We start from the raw sequence: 14,657 nt of genomic DNA on the forward strand, positions 1-14,657 counted from the left end.
GGACGTCTCGTTCCTCTACTGGGGGTCTGCGTACTGGATGCCGCGGCCGTTGGTGCCCAGGTAGACACGGCCGTGGACGCGGGGGTCACCGGTGATGACCTCGCCGGTCCACCCCCACCGGTGGGCGTCGTCGTTGATGCGGACCCAGGTCGCGCCCGCGTCGTCCGAGCGGAGGACGGCGACACCGTCGTGCGTCGAGGAGACGCGGCCCGTCTGGAACACCGCCGGGTACCCCGCCCGCCCCTTCGCCGGGGCGGCCTTCCCGAAACCGAGGGCGTGCGAGGCCTGACAGCCGGCCACCGGAGCGAAGGTGCGACCGCCGTCGGTGGAGCGCAGCAGCCCGTTGTCCTTGGCGGACAGCCACAGGTCGCCGGAGCGCCCCGGGGCCGCCGCGACGCGGAACTGGACGTCGCCCGAGGGGAGTCCCGTCGCGCCCGCGGTGAAGGTCGCGCCCTTGTCCGTGGACAGGAACACCGAGCCGGTGTCCGTGTCGTACACGTAGAAGCGCTTCGGATCGAGCGGGTCGGCGACCGGTGTGCCGCCCTTGGGGAAGGTGGTCACCTCGGCCCATGTCGCGCCGCCGTCCGTGGAGCGGTGGGCGGCGTACTTCGTGCCGTCCCAGTGGACGAACGACCACAGCAGGGTCGCCCCGTCGGCGGAGACCGCCACCGGGCCCGGCGCCGAAGGGGCGATCGCCGGCTGCGAGGCGAAAGGCCGCCAGCTCGCCCCGCCGTCGCGGGAGTACGCGCCCGCCGAGTCCGAGCCCGACGGCCAGCCGGTCCGCACGACGTACGACGGCTTCAGGGTGGCCAGGGCGAGCCCCGTCGCCGTGCCGAACACGGGGTTCGACGCCATGCCGCGCGACGGGGAGGCGGTCAGGGAGTCGTGGTACATGACCCCGATGTCCCCCAGGCCGCTCAGCAGCCGGGCCCCCGAGGGCGGCGCGATCAGCTGGCGGACCGCCGACTCCTCCAGTCCCCGGATCTCCGGGGCCCAGTGCACCAGGTCGCGCGTGCCGAAGATCGTGGCGCCGGTCCCGTACAGGAGGTGCCGCGAGTCGTACGGGTCGACGGCCACGGCCTGGATCCACCAGCCGAACTTGGGCTCCCCGCCCCACTTCAGATACGGGGTCTCCGACACGTCCAGCACCGCCGTGTCCTTCAGCGAGGTCCAGGTGGACCCGCCGTCGGTGGAGCGGAACAGGGTGTCCACCGCGCCCCACCGGTTGTTCGTGGAGACCACGACCGTGCCGGGACGGGCCGCGTCGACGGCCACCCCGCCGTATCCGAACGCGTCGCCGTCGCCCGGTGCCACCGGGGTGACGTCCGTCCAGGTCCCCTTCACCGTGTCGAGACGGTGCACGGAGCCGTCGGCCTGGTTGTTGGGGCCCGGCCCGTCCGCGTAGGTCACGTACAGCGCGCGGCTGCCCGCGTCGTACGCCGCGCGGACCGGCACCCGCGTCGCCGCCCCGGCCGACGGCTGCCCGGGGACCGCCTCCCAGCCTCCGGCGGAGTTCGTACGGTAGAGGGCCGTGGAGCCGTCGCCCCAGCCCGCGTACACCGTCCGGCCGGCCGCCACCAGTACGGTGACGCCCTGGCCGGTCGCCGAAGCGGTGGCCGGGAAGGAGGCGTCGGCCGCCCAGGTGGCACCGCGGTCCGCGGAGCGCAGCAGCCCGTCGTGGCGGGTGCCGAGCCACAGCGTCTCGCTGTCCCGCGGATCGACCAGGAGCCGCTCGCCGCAGCCCCGGCCGTCCTCGTTGGCCCCCAGGCGGACCGTGAGATCCGTACGCGTCCAGGTCGCGCCCCGGTCCTCGGACCTGAGCACCGCGCCGGGGGACGCCCAGGCCTGCGCGTACGTCCCGAGGGCCAGGTAGAGCCGGTCCGGGTGCGCCGGGTCGACGGCCATCGCCTCGACGCCCAGCAGATTCCAGTCGTCCCAGCCGAGGTGGTCGGTGAGCGGCGTCCAGCGGGATCTCCGGCCGTCCCACCGGTAGGCGCCGCCGATGTCCGTGCGGGCGTAGGCGAGAGAGCGCACGGCCGGGTGGAACAGGATGCCCGTCACGAACCCCGTCCCGCCGATCGCCGCGGTGCGCCAGCGGTGCGGCTGGGTCGTCGCGGGCCGCCGGACGGCTGCGGCCGGCCCCGCCGCCGGCAGCACGGAGGCCGAGGCCGCGACCACCGCCGCACCGGCCAGGACGGTCCGGCGGCGGGGGTGCGGGGCGGGTTCTGGCTGCGGGACGGACGAAGCACGCATGACGAAGACCCTCCGGTGGGGGAGTGACGGGTGACTGCGGGACGGGGACGGGCTCAGCCCTTGACGGCGCCGGTGAGCATGCCTTCCTTGAAGTGCTTCTGGACGAAGGGCGAGAGGAACGCGACCGGGATCAGCGCGAGCACCATGACCGCCATCTGGATGGCCAGCGGCGACAGGTGGCCCGTGTTGATGACCTGGGCGAGGCCGGTGGGCCGCTCCTGCTTGAGCACGAGCTGGTTCATCACGTTCTGGAGCGGCAGCATCTCCGGGTCACTGATGTAGATGGAGGCGTTGAACCAGGCGCTCCAGTAGCCGACCGCGTAGAACAGCGTGATCACGGCGATGACCGCGCGGGACAGCGGCATGACGATCTGCCAGAGGATGCGGAAGTCCCCGGCCCCGTCGATCCGGGCGCTCTCGATGAGCTCCTGGGCCGTACTCATGAAGAAGGCACGCAGGACCAGGATGTTGAAGACGTTCAGCGCGCTCGGGAGGATCAGCGCCAGATAGGAGTCGGTGAGACCGAGGCCCTGGACCACCAGATAGGTGGGGATGAGCCCGGCGCCGAAGAACATCGTGGCGAGCATGAACACCAGCAGCGGCCTGTGCAGCACCGAACCCGTACGGGACAGGCCGTAGGCGCACAGGACCGACACGGTCATGCTGAACAGCGTCCCGACGAGGGTCACGCAGAGGCTGATCACGGTGGCCCGGGTGACCTGGCCGCCGCCGAGCAGCTCCTGGTAGGCGACGAACGTGATGCCCCGGGGGATCACCACCAGCCCGCCGGTCTCGGTGATGGTCTTCACCGAGGACAGACTGGTGACGACCACGACCCACAGGGGGAACAGTACGGCGAGGCAGATCGCGACCAGGAACACGCCCTTGGAGGCGAGACCCGTCCTCGACGGCTCCTCCTCCCACACCGGACGCAGACGTCCGCGGGTTCCCGGCTTCACACCGCCCAGGCCGGTCAGGCCGGAGAGCAGGCTGGTCATTTCTTGTACACCCCCTGCTCACCCATGAGATGGGCGACCTTGTTGGCCCCGAGGACCAGCAGCAGACCGAAGATTCCCTTGACGATCCCGACGGCCGCCGCGTAGCTGAACCCGCCGTTGGTGATACCGACGTTCCAGACGTACGTGTCGAGCACCTCGGAGGCACCCGGACCGACCGCCGTGCGCTGGAGCAGGATCTGCTCGAAGCCGACGGTCAGGGCGCTGCCCACCTGGAGCACCAGCAACAGGGCCACGACGGGGCGCAGGGCGGGCAGCGTGATGTGCCACATGCGCCGCCAGCGGTTCGCGCCGTCCATGGCGCTCGCCTCGTAGAGGTCCGGGCTGACCGCCGCCAGGGCGGCGAGGAAGACGATGACGCCCCAGCCGGCGTCCTTCCAGATCATCTCGAAGGTGATCAGGAACTTGAACAGACCGGGGTCGGTCATGAGGTCGAAGCCCTCGTGGCCGTTCTCCCGCAGCGTCTGGGCGATGAGCCCGGCCCCGCCGAACATCTGCTGGAACACCGTGACGACCAGGACCCAGGAGAAGAAGTGGGGCAGGTAGAGGATCGCCTGCGCCACCGCCCGCACCCGGGGCCGCACGAAGCTGTTGATGAACAGCGCGAGCAGGATCGGCACCGGGAAGAACAGCGTCAGCTGAAGGAGGAAGATCGTCAGCGTGTTCCACAGCGCCGACCAGAACAGCCGGTCGTTCACCATCTGCTGGAACCACTCGAACCCGACCCAGGGGCTCTGCGCGATCGCCTCGAAGGCGTTGTCCGCGACGTACGGGTCGTAGTCCTGGAAGGCGACGATGTTGCCGGCCAGCGGGATGTAAGCGAAGACCAGCAGCAGCAGCATCGCCGGCAGGGTCATCAGCAGGAGTGTGCGGTCCCGGCGCAGCCGGTGCCGCAGCGGCATGCGCGCGGTCACCGGCCGTGCGCCGCCCGCCCGTGTCGTGACCGGCGGCGTCCGTGACTCCTGCGCGCGCCGGTCGTCTGTGCTCAGTGACATGTCAGGAGGCCGACTCACCGGTCTCGTCGAGCAGCTTCTTGTACCAGTCGCGAAGCTTGTCGCCGCCCCTGGTCTTCCAGTCGGAGACCTGCTGCTGCATGTCGCCGACCTTCTTGCGCCCGCGCACGATGTCCTTCTCCAGGTCCTCGAACTGCGCGTTGAGTTCGGTGAAGCGGGTGGGCTCCTGGATCTGCATGCCGTGGAAGAGCGGCTTCTTCAGGTGCGCGCCCTGGCGCTGCTGCCACTCGATCACGCCCTTCACCACGTCCGGGTGGTCGGGGTAGGCGCGGAAGGGGGCGGGGGACGCCACGTACTCGTAGGTGGCGAAGACCTGGTTGTTGCCCTGCTCCGTCTTGACGAGGACGCCGTCCTTGAGCGTGTGGTGGGTGCCCTCGATCCCGTACGCCTTCAGACGCTGCTCCTTGGTGCCGTAAGGGGCCGCCGTGTAGTTGGCGAGGGCGAGGATGTCCTCGATCGTCTTCTTGTCCGCGTTCTTGTTGACGAAGCACCAGATGTTGGAGGGCGCGGCCTCGTAGATCACCGGCGCGCCGCCGTCGTGGGCGAAGAAGTCCATCGCGCCCATCCGGAACTCCGGCTTGTCCAGCCGCTGGATCGCTGTCGCGGCGTACCAGTCGGAGATGTCCGCGTTGTACATGAGGGCGTTGCCGGAGGAGAACGTGGTGCGCATGTCACCCGTCTCGGCCTTGGCATCCGGGTGGACGAAGCCCGCCGAGTACAGCGAACGCGACCACTCCAGCGCCTCGAGGTACTCCGGGGTCTCGTAGCGGTTGACCAGCTTGCCGTCGACGAGCTTCCAGTAGTACGGCTTCTCCGGCAGCACCCCGAAGAAGACGAACGCCGACCACGTCATGTCGCTGCACGCCCACACCTTGCTCTTCGGGGCGTTGATCTCCTTGCAGAGGTCGTAGAACTCCTGCGTGGTGGTCGGGACCTCGTAACCCTTCTCCTCGAAGATGTCCGCGCGGTAGAAGGGGGTGATGTTGGGCGTCGACTCGGCGGGCATGGGCAGGCCGCGCAGCTTCTCTGCGAAGACGCCGCGCTGCCAGGCGCCCGTGGGGATGGCCGCGAGGTTCGGGTAGTCCTTGACCTTGTCGCCCGAGAGGTAGGGGCCCAGGTCGGCGAACTTGTTGGCGATGGCGCTCGGTATCTTGCCGCCCAGTTCCCAGCCGGGGACGACGACGGCGTCAGGGATGCTGCTGGAGGCGAGCACCGCGCCGAGTTTCTGGCCGTAGACGTTGCCGTCCTGGTTCTGCCACTTGACCTTGACGCCGACCGCTTCGTCCATCGCCGTCCAGTACGGGTTCCCCTCACCGGGCGAGGTGCCCCACAGCGGCGCCATGATGCTCAGCTCACTGCCCTTGCCCAGCTTCTTCGGTACCGACACGGCCAGTTGGGCGGCCGGGAGCGCGGTGGTGAAACCGACGGCGGAGCCGTTCTTCGCGGGGATGTCCCCGGTGACCGCCTTGGACGGCACGAAGGTCGGGAGGATGTCCTGCAGCTTCTTGCCCGTGGTCGTGCCCTCGTTCTTCGAACCACCGGAACCACCGCCGCAGGCGGCGAGGAGCGGCATCCCGCCGCCCACGGCTGCCGCGACGACCACGGAGGAGGCGAGGAATCGTCTCCGGCTGGGGGCGGAGGGGGAGTTCGGCGTCATTGCGTCAACCCTTCGTGGTGCAACAGGACGGCCCGCGGCGGCGACTGCCGCTCGGCCCTGTGTCTGAGGTAGGGGCGTTACCGGCCGAGCCGGCGGCACTGCGCCGGCTGAGCTGAAGCGGTCAACGGGCTGCCTCGTCGAAGCGCTTCGATGTTGCAGCGAGATTAAGTGAAGGGTTCCGGTCACACAAGAGTTCGTTTCGATATTCCTCCGACCTGTTTCCGAACCGTTTCCTGGTGCGACACGGCTTTGATACGTCCGTAAGAGCCTCTTTGGGGCGGTAGCACCCTTGACACGCGCGGGGTGGGCCGCAGAGCATCGAAGCGCTTCGAAAGATCTTCTCCGCGCATCGAAGACCTCTTCGACACCCGCAGACCCGGAAAACCTCCCACCTCTCCAAGGGGACCCGCACGTGACGGACCATCCGCTTCCCTTCCGCGACCCGCAGCTGTCCTTCTCCCTGCGCGCCGACGATCTGCTCGGGCGGCTCACGCTCGACGAGCGGATCGCGATGCTGCACCAGTTCGCCCCCGCGGTGGAGCGGCTGGGCGTCGGTCCGTTCCGTACCGGGCAGGAAGCCCTCCACGGGGTCGCCTGGATGGGGCCCGCCACCGTCTTCCCGCAGGCCGTCGGGCTCGGCGCCACCTGGAACGACGATCTCGTCCGCAGGGTCGGCGAGGCCGTCGGCGACGAGGTGCGGACCAAGCGCGCCCAGGACGACCGCGTCGGGCTCAACGTCTGGGCCCCGACGGTCAACCTGCTGCGCCACCCCCTGTGGGGCCGCGGCGAGGAGGGGTACTCCGAGGACCCGGCGCTGACCTCCGCCATCGCCGTCGCGTACACCCGGGGACTGCGCGGGGACGACCCGCACTACTGGCGCACCGCCCCCGTGCTCAAGCACTGGCTCGCGCACAACAACGAGACCGACCGGGACACCGCGTCCTCCTCGGTCCGGCCGCGCGTCCTCCACGAGTACGACCTGCGGGCCTTCCGCGACGCGGTGCGCGCCGGAGCGGTGGCCGGAGTGATGCCCGCCTACAACCTCGTCAACGGCCGTCCCAACCACGTCTCCCCGCTCCTGGAGCAGCACCTGCGGAGCTGGACCGACCAGCCCCTCGTCGTCTGCTCGGACGCGGGCGCGCCCTCCAACCTGGTCGACTCCGAGCACTACTTCGACACCCACGAGGAGGCCACCGCCGCCTCGCTGAAGGCGGGTGTCGACAGCTTCACCGACCACGGCACGGACTCCACCGTCATGACCGGCCGCATCCGCGACGCGCTCGCGAAGGGCCTCATCGACGAGGGCGACATCGACACGGCGGTCCACCGGCTGCTCTCCATGCGCTTCGCGCTCGGCGAGTTCGACCCGGAACTCGACCCGTACGCGGGCGTGGACGCCCTGGACACCGAGGAGCACCGGGCACTGGCCCTGGAAGCCGCGGAACAGGCCGTCGTCCTGCTGAGGAACGACGGCCTGCTGCCGCTGGAGCCGAAGCGCGACCGCACCGTCGCCGTGGTCGGACTCCTCGGCGACGCCTGCAAGCTCGACTGGTACAGCGGCACGCTCATGCACCGCTCGACGCCGCTCGACGGGATCCGCGAGCGCTACGGAGCCGACAACGTCCTGTACGCGGAAGGTGTGGACCGGGTCCGGCTGAAGAGCTCCGACGGCTGGCTCCGGGTGCCCGAGGCCGAGGGTCCGGCGGGCGGCGAGACCCGTGGCGCCGAGGGCGCCCTCGACCCGGCACTCCTGGCCGGCCGCACCGACCTGCCTCCGCTGACCTGCGGCGAGGAGGCCACCGAGCTGGCCCTCGTCGACTGGGGCGACGGAGTCCTCACCCTGCGGACCGACGAGGGGCTGTACCTCTCGGTCGCCGACGACGGATACGTCAGGGCGTCGGCCGACGAGCCGGGCGGCTGGGTCGTCCAGGAGACGTTCCGCCTGGAAGCGGTGGAGGGACACGACGGTGGGCACCGCCTTCTGCACATCGGGACGGGTGGATACGTGTCTGTCGCCACCGACGGCGCGAAGGTTGCCGAGTCCGGCGAGAAGATTCCCGGCGACGGCGCGACCGTCTTCGAGGTGGAGACCGTCGAGCACGGCGCGGACGCCGTGGCCAGGGCCGCCGCGGCAGCCGACACGGTGATCGTCGTCGCCGGGAACGACCCCCACATCAACGGCCGAGAGACCGAGGACCGCACGACCCTCGCCCTCCCCGCCCAGCAGGACCGGCTGTGGCGCGCCGCGCACGCCGCCAACCCGCGTACCGTCCTGGTCCTGGCATCGGCCTACCCGTACGCCGTCGTCGACGCGGCGGAGACGCTGCCGGCCCTGCTCTGGACGGCCCACGGCGGCCAGGCGGCGGGCACCGCGCTCGCACGGGTGCTCGCCGGCGACGTCTCCCCGGCCGGCCGGCTCCCGCAGACCTGGTACGCGGGCGACGACGACCTTCCCGGCCTCTTCGACTACGACATCATCGGCTCCCGGCAGACCTACCTCTACTTCGACGGCACTCCGCTCTACCCCTTCGGACACGGCCTGGCCTACGCCGACTTCACCCACACCGCGCTGCGGGCGGAGGTGGACGGGGAGCGGCTCCGGGTGTCCTGGACCGTGACCAACGAGGGCGGGACCGCCGGTGACGAAGTGCCGCAGCTCTACGTCCGTGCGGCCAGGCCCGGCGAGACCGGGCCCCCTCCCGAGGGCCTGGGGCGCCGGCTGGGCGGCCTGGGCGAGCCCCTGGACCTGCCGTTGCGCAAGCTGGTCGGCCACCGCCGGGTGCACCTCTCGGCCGGAGCGGTGGAGCGCGTCGAATTCGACGTATCCGTAGAGGAGTTGGGCCACTGGAGTGTGGCGCACGGCCGATGGACCGTCGAGCCGGGGGCGTACGAGGTACTCGCGGGCGCGTCGAGCGCCGACATCCGGCTCACCGCCACGGTGCTGGTCGACGGGGAGGCGCAGGGCCCGCGCCGGCTGGTGACCCGAGGTCTGGAGGCCGCCGACTTCGACCGTCAGCGGGGCACCGAGATCGTCGACCGCACCAGGACGGAGGGCGACGCCGTCACGCCCGCCTCCGCCGACAGCGAGGCGCAGCTCGTCTACAGGGCGTGCGACTTCGGCGCGGGTGTGGACGGACTGAGGTTCCTGGTCTCGGGCGAGGGAAGCATCACCGTGAGCGCGGGCGGGCACAGCACGGGGATCACGTTCCCCGGCACCGGCGGTCGTCACGACTACCGCGTCCTCGATGCGGCGCTCGGCCTCAGCGGTGTGCAGGACCTGCGGGTCGGGCTCAAGGGATCCGTGCGCCTCGCCCGCATCGACGTCGTCACCGGCAAGGAGTCCGAATGAAGTTCACCGACGGCTTCTGGCTCATGCGTGAAGGTGTCCGCGCCTCCTACGCGACCGAGATCCGTGACCTGCGTGTCGAAGCCGACCGGTTCACCGCGTACGCGGCGGTCAAACGCGTCGCGGCACGCGGCGACACCCTCAACACCCCGCTGATCACGGTCGAGTGCTTCTCCCCGGCCGAGGGCGTCATCGGCGTCCGCACCACCCATCACGCGGGCAGGGCCCGACGGGGACCGGACTTCACGATCCTCCCGGGCGACGCCACGGCCTCCGCCGCCCGCACCCACCGGGACGGCGCGGTCACCGAACTCACCAGCGGCCCTCTGACGTTGCGCATGGACGGCGACGGGCCCTGGGGGATCACCTTCCTCGACGGCGACGGCCGACGGCTCACCGGGGTGGATCCGAAGGGGACGGCCTTCGCGACCACACCCGACGGAGCCCACCACATGATCGGCCAACTCGCCCTGGAGGTCGGCGAGAACATCTACGGTCTCGGCGAGCGCTTCACCCCGTACGTGAAGAACGGCCAGACCGTCGACATCTGGCAGGCCGACGGCGGTACGAGCAGCGAGCTGGCCTACAAGAACATCCCGTTCTACCTCTCCTCGCGTGGCTACGGCGTCTTCGTCAACCACCCCGGCAAGGTGTCCTTCGAGGTCGGCTCGGAGTCCGTCGGCCAGGTGCAGTTCAGCGTCGAGGACCAGTCGCTCGAGTACTACGTCGTCGCCGGCCCGACCCCGAAGGACGTACTGTCCCGCTACACGGCCCTCACCGGCCGCCCCGCGCTGCCGCCGGCCTGGTCGTTCGGACTCTGGCTGACCACCTCGTTCTGCACCTCCTACGACGAGGAGACCGTCACCTCCTTCGTCGACGGCATGGCCGAGCGGGGCATCCCGCTGAGCGTCTTCCACTTCGACTGCTTCTGGATGCGCGAGTACCAGTGGTCGGACTTCCTCTGGGACCCCGAGGTCTTCCCCGATCCGGAGGGCATGCTGGCCCGCCTCAAGGAGCGCGGCCTCCGCATCAGCATGTGGATCAACCCCTACATCGCCCAGAAGTCGTCCCTGTTCGCGGAGGGCGCCGAACACGGCTACCTGGTGCGCCGGCCCGACGGGGACGTCTGGCAGTGGGACCTGTGGCAGCCGGGGATGGCGCTGGTCGACTTCACCAACCCGGCCGCCCGTGCCTGGTACGACGACAAGCTGCGCGTCCTGCTCGACCAGGGGGTCGACTGCTTCAAGACCGACTTCGGCGAGCGCATCCCCACAGATGTCGTCTGGCACGACGGTTCCGACCCGGAGCGCATGCACAACTACTACGCGCAGATCTACAACCGCACCGTCTTCGAGCTCCTGGAGAAGGAGCGCGGCACCGGGGAGGCGGTGCTCTTCGCCCGGTCGGCGACGGCCGGCGGCCAGCAGTTCCCGGTGCACTGGGGCGGTGACTGCTTCGCCTCGTTCACCGCGATGGCCGAGTCGTTGCGCGGGGGGCTGTCCCTGAGCCTGTCCGGCTTCGGCTTCTGGAGCCACGACATCGGCGGCTTCGAGGGCACCCCCGACCCGGCGGTCTTCAAGCGCTGGCTCGCCTTCGGGCTGCTCTCCTCGCACAGCCGTCTCCACGGCAACGTCTCCTACCGCGTCCCGTGGGAGTTCGGCGAGGAAGCGGTCGACGTGGCACGGAAGTTCACCCTGCTCAAGCACCGGCTCATGCCCTACCTCTACGGGGTGGCCGCCGAGGCGCACCGCACGGGTGTCCCGATGATGCGGCCGATGCTGGCGGAGTTCCCCGGCGACCCCGCCTCCCGCACCCTGGACCGTCAGTACATGCTCGGCCCGGACCTGCTGGTCGCCCCGGTCTTCACGGAGGGCGGCGAGGTCGAGTACTACGTGCCCGAGGGCACCTGGACCTCCCTGCTCACCGGCGAGCGCGTCACCGGCCCCGCCTGGCGGCACGAGACGCACGGCTTCGACAGCCTGCCCCTCCTGGTGAGGGACGGCGCCGCACTCCCGTGGGGCGCCGACGACCAGCGCCCGGACGCTGACTGGCTCGACGGGCTCACCCTGCGGGTGTTCGGGCCGGGCACCGGGGAGCGGACCGTCAGCGTGCCGGATCTGACGGGGAGCCCGGCTGCCGTGTTCCGTGTCGTACGGGACGCGGACGGCGTGCACGTCACGGCGGAGGGCACGGACCGGCCGTACCGGGTGACGGTCGAGGAGACCGGTTCGGCGGGTGAGGGGGCGGGAGTGGTCACCGTCGCCTGACCAGGGCCGGGTGGGAGCGGTCACCGTCGTCCGACCCGGGCCGGCCCCGGAGAGAGCCGCCCCGGCGCGCCCCCTCTCCGGGGCCGACCCATACCCGTGACGGCCGCACGGCCCCCGCCCGGCACGGCCTGACACAGCCCGAATTCGCTACGTTGCCCCTGGACCACCCGCAACCGGGCCCGTACACGAAGGCGGCACATATGACCCAGCGTCAGAAGACCTTCCGCGCCCTCGACATCGGGGACGGGACCGACGGCCGCTGGGCGTCGCACACCCAGGCTATCCGGCCGCACACGGGGGACTGGTTCGGCGAGGAGGCCCGGACCCCCGAGGCGGCGAAGAACGCCCGGGTGCTCTTCGAGACGCACATGCCGGAGCTGGTCCCCGTGCTCGACCGGCTCGCCGGACAGCTGGACCGGCCCGACGGCGCCACGTTCCTCACCCACGCGGCGCTGCGGCCCTTCTTCTCGGGCTGTACGCAGATCGGCGGTGACGGAACGCTGCTGCGCAACTACGACTTCAGCCCCGACGCGTGCGAGGGGACGATCGTCTCCTCGCGGTTCCTGCGCCCGGTGATCGGGATGCAGGAAGCGGGCTGGGGCCTGCTGGACGGCATGAACGACGCCGGACTCGCCGTCTCGCTCACCTTCGGCGGACGGTTCGTCCACGGGCCCGGCTTCGCCGTGCTCATCGTGCTGCGGTATCTGCTGGAGACCTGCACCACCGTCGAGCAGGCGCTCGCCAGGCTGCGGTCGATACCGGTCTCGATCCCGCAGAACATCACCCTGGTGGACTCCGAACAGGTCATGACGGTGTTCGTCGGACCGGACATCCCGCTGACCGTGACACCGGACGCCTGCGCCGCCAACCATCAGCAGGCGCCGGTGCCGGAGGAGCAGGAACGGTTCTCGCGTACCCAGGAGCGGCTGCGAGCCGTGCGTGCCGCGGGCGTCGGCGACGTGGCGGCGATGCTGCGGCCACCGCTGTACCAGTACTCCTACGACGAGGGTCTCGGCACCCTGTACACGGCTGCCTACCGGCCGGGGGAGGGGCGGGTGGCCTACCTCTGGCCCGGCGGGAGCTGGGAGCAGTCCTTCGCCGCCTTCGTCCCGGGCGCGCGCACGGTCACCCTCGGCCGAGAGGACTGAGACGGCCCCCGTCCCGGCCCTGGCGGTCAGCACGTCGTCGGCGGTCAGGCCGCGCGGCGTCACGGGGCTCCGCCCGTCTCCGTCCCGAGGTCGACCCGGGACATGCGGCTCGGCCACGCCGAAAAGTCGTCCGCAAGTCAACCATCTGCATGAAAACTAGGCGTCGCGGGAGTGTGTCGCCTCGTGCCGTAGCGCCCTGCCAGTGAGTCATGTCACCCAGGGTGAGTTTCTCGGCATACATTCCGCCGGACCGGAGAGGTGTCCGGGCTGCTGGTGTGCCCCCATCCCGGTCCACCGGCGCGGAAGAGTGCTCGGCCGGACCGGTGCGGAGCAATTCAGGCACGGAAGGCAGACCACTACATGTCGGCTCACCCCTCGTCGGCCCACGCCACGGCCGCCCTGGACACCCTCCACATCGACGGTGTGTGGCAGGCGGCGGCGTCAGGCGCGACACGTGAGGTCCTCGACCCCGCGGACGCCACCGTCCTGGCGCTCGTCTCCGAGGGCGGCACCGAGGACACCGACGCGGCCGTGGCCGCCGCGCGCCGCGCCTTCGACGACGGCCCCTGGCCCCACCGGCCCGTCGGTGAGCGCGCCGAGCTGCTGCGCCGGGTCGCCGGGCTCCTCCAGCGGGACCGCGAGGAGATCGCGATCATCGAGAGCCGCGACACCGGCAAGACCCTGGAGGAGGGCCGCGTCGACGTCGACGACGTGACCAACGCCTTCCGCTACTTCGCCGACCTCGTCATGAACGAGAGCGGCGGCCGGGTCGTCGACGCGGGCGACCCCGACGTGCACAGCGTCGTCGTGCACGAGCCGGTCGGCGTCTGCGCCCTGATCGCCCCGTGGAACTACCCGCTGCTCCAGGCCAGCTGGAAGATCGCCCCGGCCCTCGCCGCGGGCAACACCTTCGTGCTCAAGCCCAGCGAGGTCACCCCGCTCTCCACCGTCCACCTGATCCGCCTGCTCGCGGAGGCCGGACTCCCCGACGGCGTCGCCAACCTCGTCACGGGCGCGGGCGACCCCGTCGGTGCCCGGCTCTCCGAGCACCCGGACGTCGACCTCGTCTCCTTCACCGGCGGACTCGCCAGCGGTACGAAGGTCGCCCAGGCCGCCGCACCCACCGTCAAGAAGGTCGCCCTGGAGCTCGGCGGCAAGAACCCCAACGTCGTGTTCGCCGACGCCTGCGCCACCGACGACGGCTTCGACACCGCCGTCGACCAGGCCCTGAACGCCGCCTTCTTCCACAGCGGCCAGGTCTGCTCCGCAGGGGCCCGCCTCATCGTCGAGGAGTCCGTCAGCGAGCGCTTCGTCACCGAACTCGCCCGCCGCGCCGACGCGATCCGGCTCGGCCGGGGCACCGTCGACGGCGTCGAATGCGGTCCGCTCGTCTCCGCGCAGCAGCTCGCCAAGGTCGAGGCGTACGTGGCGTCCGCCCGCGAGGAGGGCGCGGTCGTCCGCTCCGGCGGCGCCCGCCCCGAGCCCACCGGCATCCGGCCCGCGAGCGGCTACTTCTACCGGCCGACCGTCCTGGACGGGTGCCACCGGGAGATGAGGGTGGTCCGCGAGGAGACCTTCGGCCCGATCCTCACCGTCGAGACCTTCCGCACCGAGGAAGAAGCCGTCACCCTGGCCAACGACACGGACTACGGCCTCGCCGGCGCCGTCTGGACCACCGACGCGGGCCGGGCCCGGCGCGTCGCCGGCCGCCTGCGGCACGGCACCGTCTGGATCAACGACTACCACCCCTACCTCCCGCAGGCCGAGTGGGGAGGCTTCGGCAAGTCCGGTACCGGCCGCGAACTCGGCCCCACCGGGCTCGCCGAGTACCGCGAGTCCAAGCACATCTACCAGAACCTCAACCCGCGCCCGCAGCGCTGGTTCGCCGGCTGAGCGCAACCGACCCTCCCCGCCCGGCTGTTCGCAGCACCACGCACACGTCAGCACCTTGCAGAAG

8 protein-coding genes are annotated in these 14,657 nt (G+C 70.9%); 4 read left to right on the forward strand and 4 right to left on the reverse strand.

Going from position 1 to position 14,657, the window contains the following annotated elements; all coding sequences use genetic code 11:
- Positions 1-15: 15 nt before the first annotated feature.
- From OG488_RS32310 to OG488_RS32325, 4 genes are read right to left on the reverse strand one after another with little or no spacing between them, the layout of a single operon-like run.
- On the reverse strand, positions 16-2,253 hold the full coding sequence (locus OG488_RS32310; protein ID WP_329235533.1) for a sialidase family protein: 2,238 nt from the start codon (positions 2,251-2,253) through the stop codon (positions 16-18).
- A gap of 53 nt (positions 2,254-2,306) precedes the next feature.
- Positions 2,307-3,251: a carbohydrate ABC transporter permease gene (locus OG488_RS32315; RefSeq protein ID WP_329235536.1), complete on the reverse strand. Its 945-nt coding sequence runs from the start codon at positions 3,249-3,251 to the stop codon at positions 2,307-2,309.
- Positions 3,248-4,264, reverse strand: coding sequence for an ABC transporter permease (locus OG488_RS32320; protein ID WP_329235538.1), 1,017 nt, complete (start codon positions 4,262-4,264; stop codon positions 3,248-3,250). The genes OG488_RS32315 and OG488_RS32320 overlap by 4 nt, the downstream gene beginning before the upstream one ends.
- 1 nt (position 4,265) lies before the next feature.
- Positions 4,266-5,939 (reverse strand): extracellular solute-binding protein, encoded by a 1,674-nt coding sequence (locus OG488_RS32325; RefSeq protein ID WP_329235541.1) that lies wholly within the window; start codon positions 5,937-5,939, stop codon positions 4,266-4,268.
- A gap of 412 nt (positions 5,940-6,351) precedes the next feature.
- Between OG488_RS32325 and OG488_RS32330 the strand changes: the two genes are divergently transcribed.
- The 4 genes from OG488_RS32330 to OG488_RS32345 all read left to right on the forward strand — a co-directional run bounded on the left by OG488_RS32330 (position 6,352) and on the right by OG488_RS32345 (position 14,593).
- Entirely contained in the window at positions 6,352-9,288 is a 2,937-nt protein-coding gene (locus tag OG488_RS32330; RefSeq protein ID WP_329235544.1) for a glycoside hydrolase family 3 C-terminal domain-containing protein, read from the forward strand.
- A complete protein-coding gene (gene yicI / locus OG488_RS32335) occupies positions 9,285-11,552 on the forward strand; it encodes an alpha-xylosidase (RefSeq protein WP_329235547.1) in 2,268 nt (755 codons plus the stop codon). Before OG488_RS32330 ends, yicI begins: the two co-directional genes overlap by 4 nt.
- Before the next feature lie 200 nt (positions 11,553-11,752).
- A complete protein-coding gene (locus tag OG488_RS32340; RefSeq protein WP_329235550.1) occupies positions 11,753-12,700 on the forward strand; it encodes a C45 family peptidase in 948 nt (315 codons plus the stop codon).
- A 360-nt stretch (positions 12,701-13,060) separates the two neighbouring features.
- Positions 13,061-14,593 carry an aldehyde dehydrogenase family protein gene (locus OG488_RS32345; protein WP_329235553.1) on the forward strand — a complete coding sequence of 511 codons (1,533 nt, stop codon included), beginning with the start codon at positions 13,061-13,063 and terminating at the stop codon, positions 14,591-14,593.
- Positions 14,594-14,657: the final 64 nt, after the last annotated feature.

The organism is Streptomyces sp. NBC_01460 (assembly GCF_036227405.1).
GTDB lineage: Bacteria > Actinomycetota > Actinomycetes > Streptomycetales > Streptomycetaceae > Streptomyces.

What these genes read in the sequence shown, in the direction of transcription:
- OG488_RS32345 (WP_329235553.1), top strand. Translation starts at nt 13,061, where the DNA reads ATGTCGGCTCACCCCTCGTCGGCCCACGCCACGGCCGCCCTGGACACC.
- OG488_RS32315 (WP_329235536.1), bottom strand. Translation starts at nt 3,251, where the DNA reads ATGACCAGCCTGCTCTCCGGCCTGACCGGCCTGGGCGGTGTGAAGCCG.
- yicI (WP_329235547.1), top strand. Translation starts at nt 9,285, where the DNA reads ATGAAGTTCACCGACGGCTTCTGGCTCATGCGTGAAGGTGTCCGCGCC.
- OG488_RS32310 (WP_329235533.1), bottom strand. Translation starts at nt 2,253, where the DNA reads ATGCGTGCTTCGTCCGTCCCGCAGCCAGAACCCGCCCCGCACCCCCGC.
- OG488_RS32320 (WP_329235538.1), bottom strand. Translation starts at nt 4,264, where the DNA reads ATGTCACTGAGCACAGACGACCGGCGCGCGCAGGAGTCACGGACGCCG.
- OG488_RS32325 (WP_329235541.1), bottom strand. Translation starts at nt 5,939, where the DNA reads ATGACGCCGAACTCCCCCTCCGCCCCCAGCCGGAGACGATTCCTCGCC.
- OG488_RS32340 (WP_329235550.1), top strand. Translation starts at nt 11,753, where the DNA reads ATGACCCAGCGTCAGAAGACCTTCCGCGCCCTCGACATCGGGGACGGG.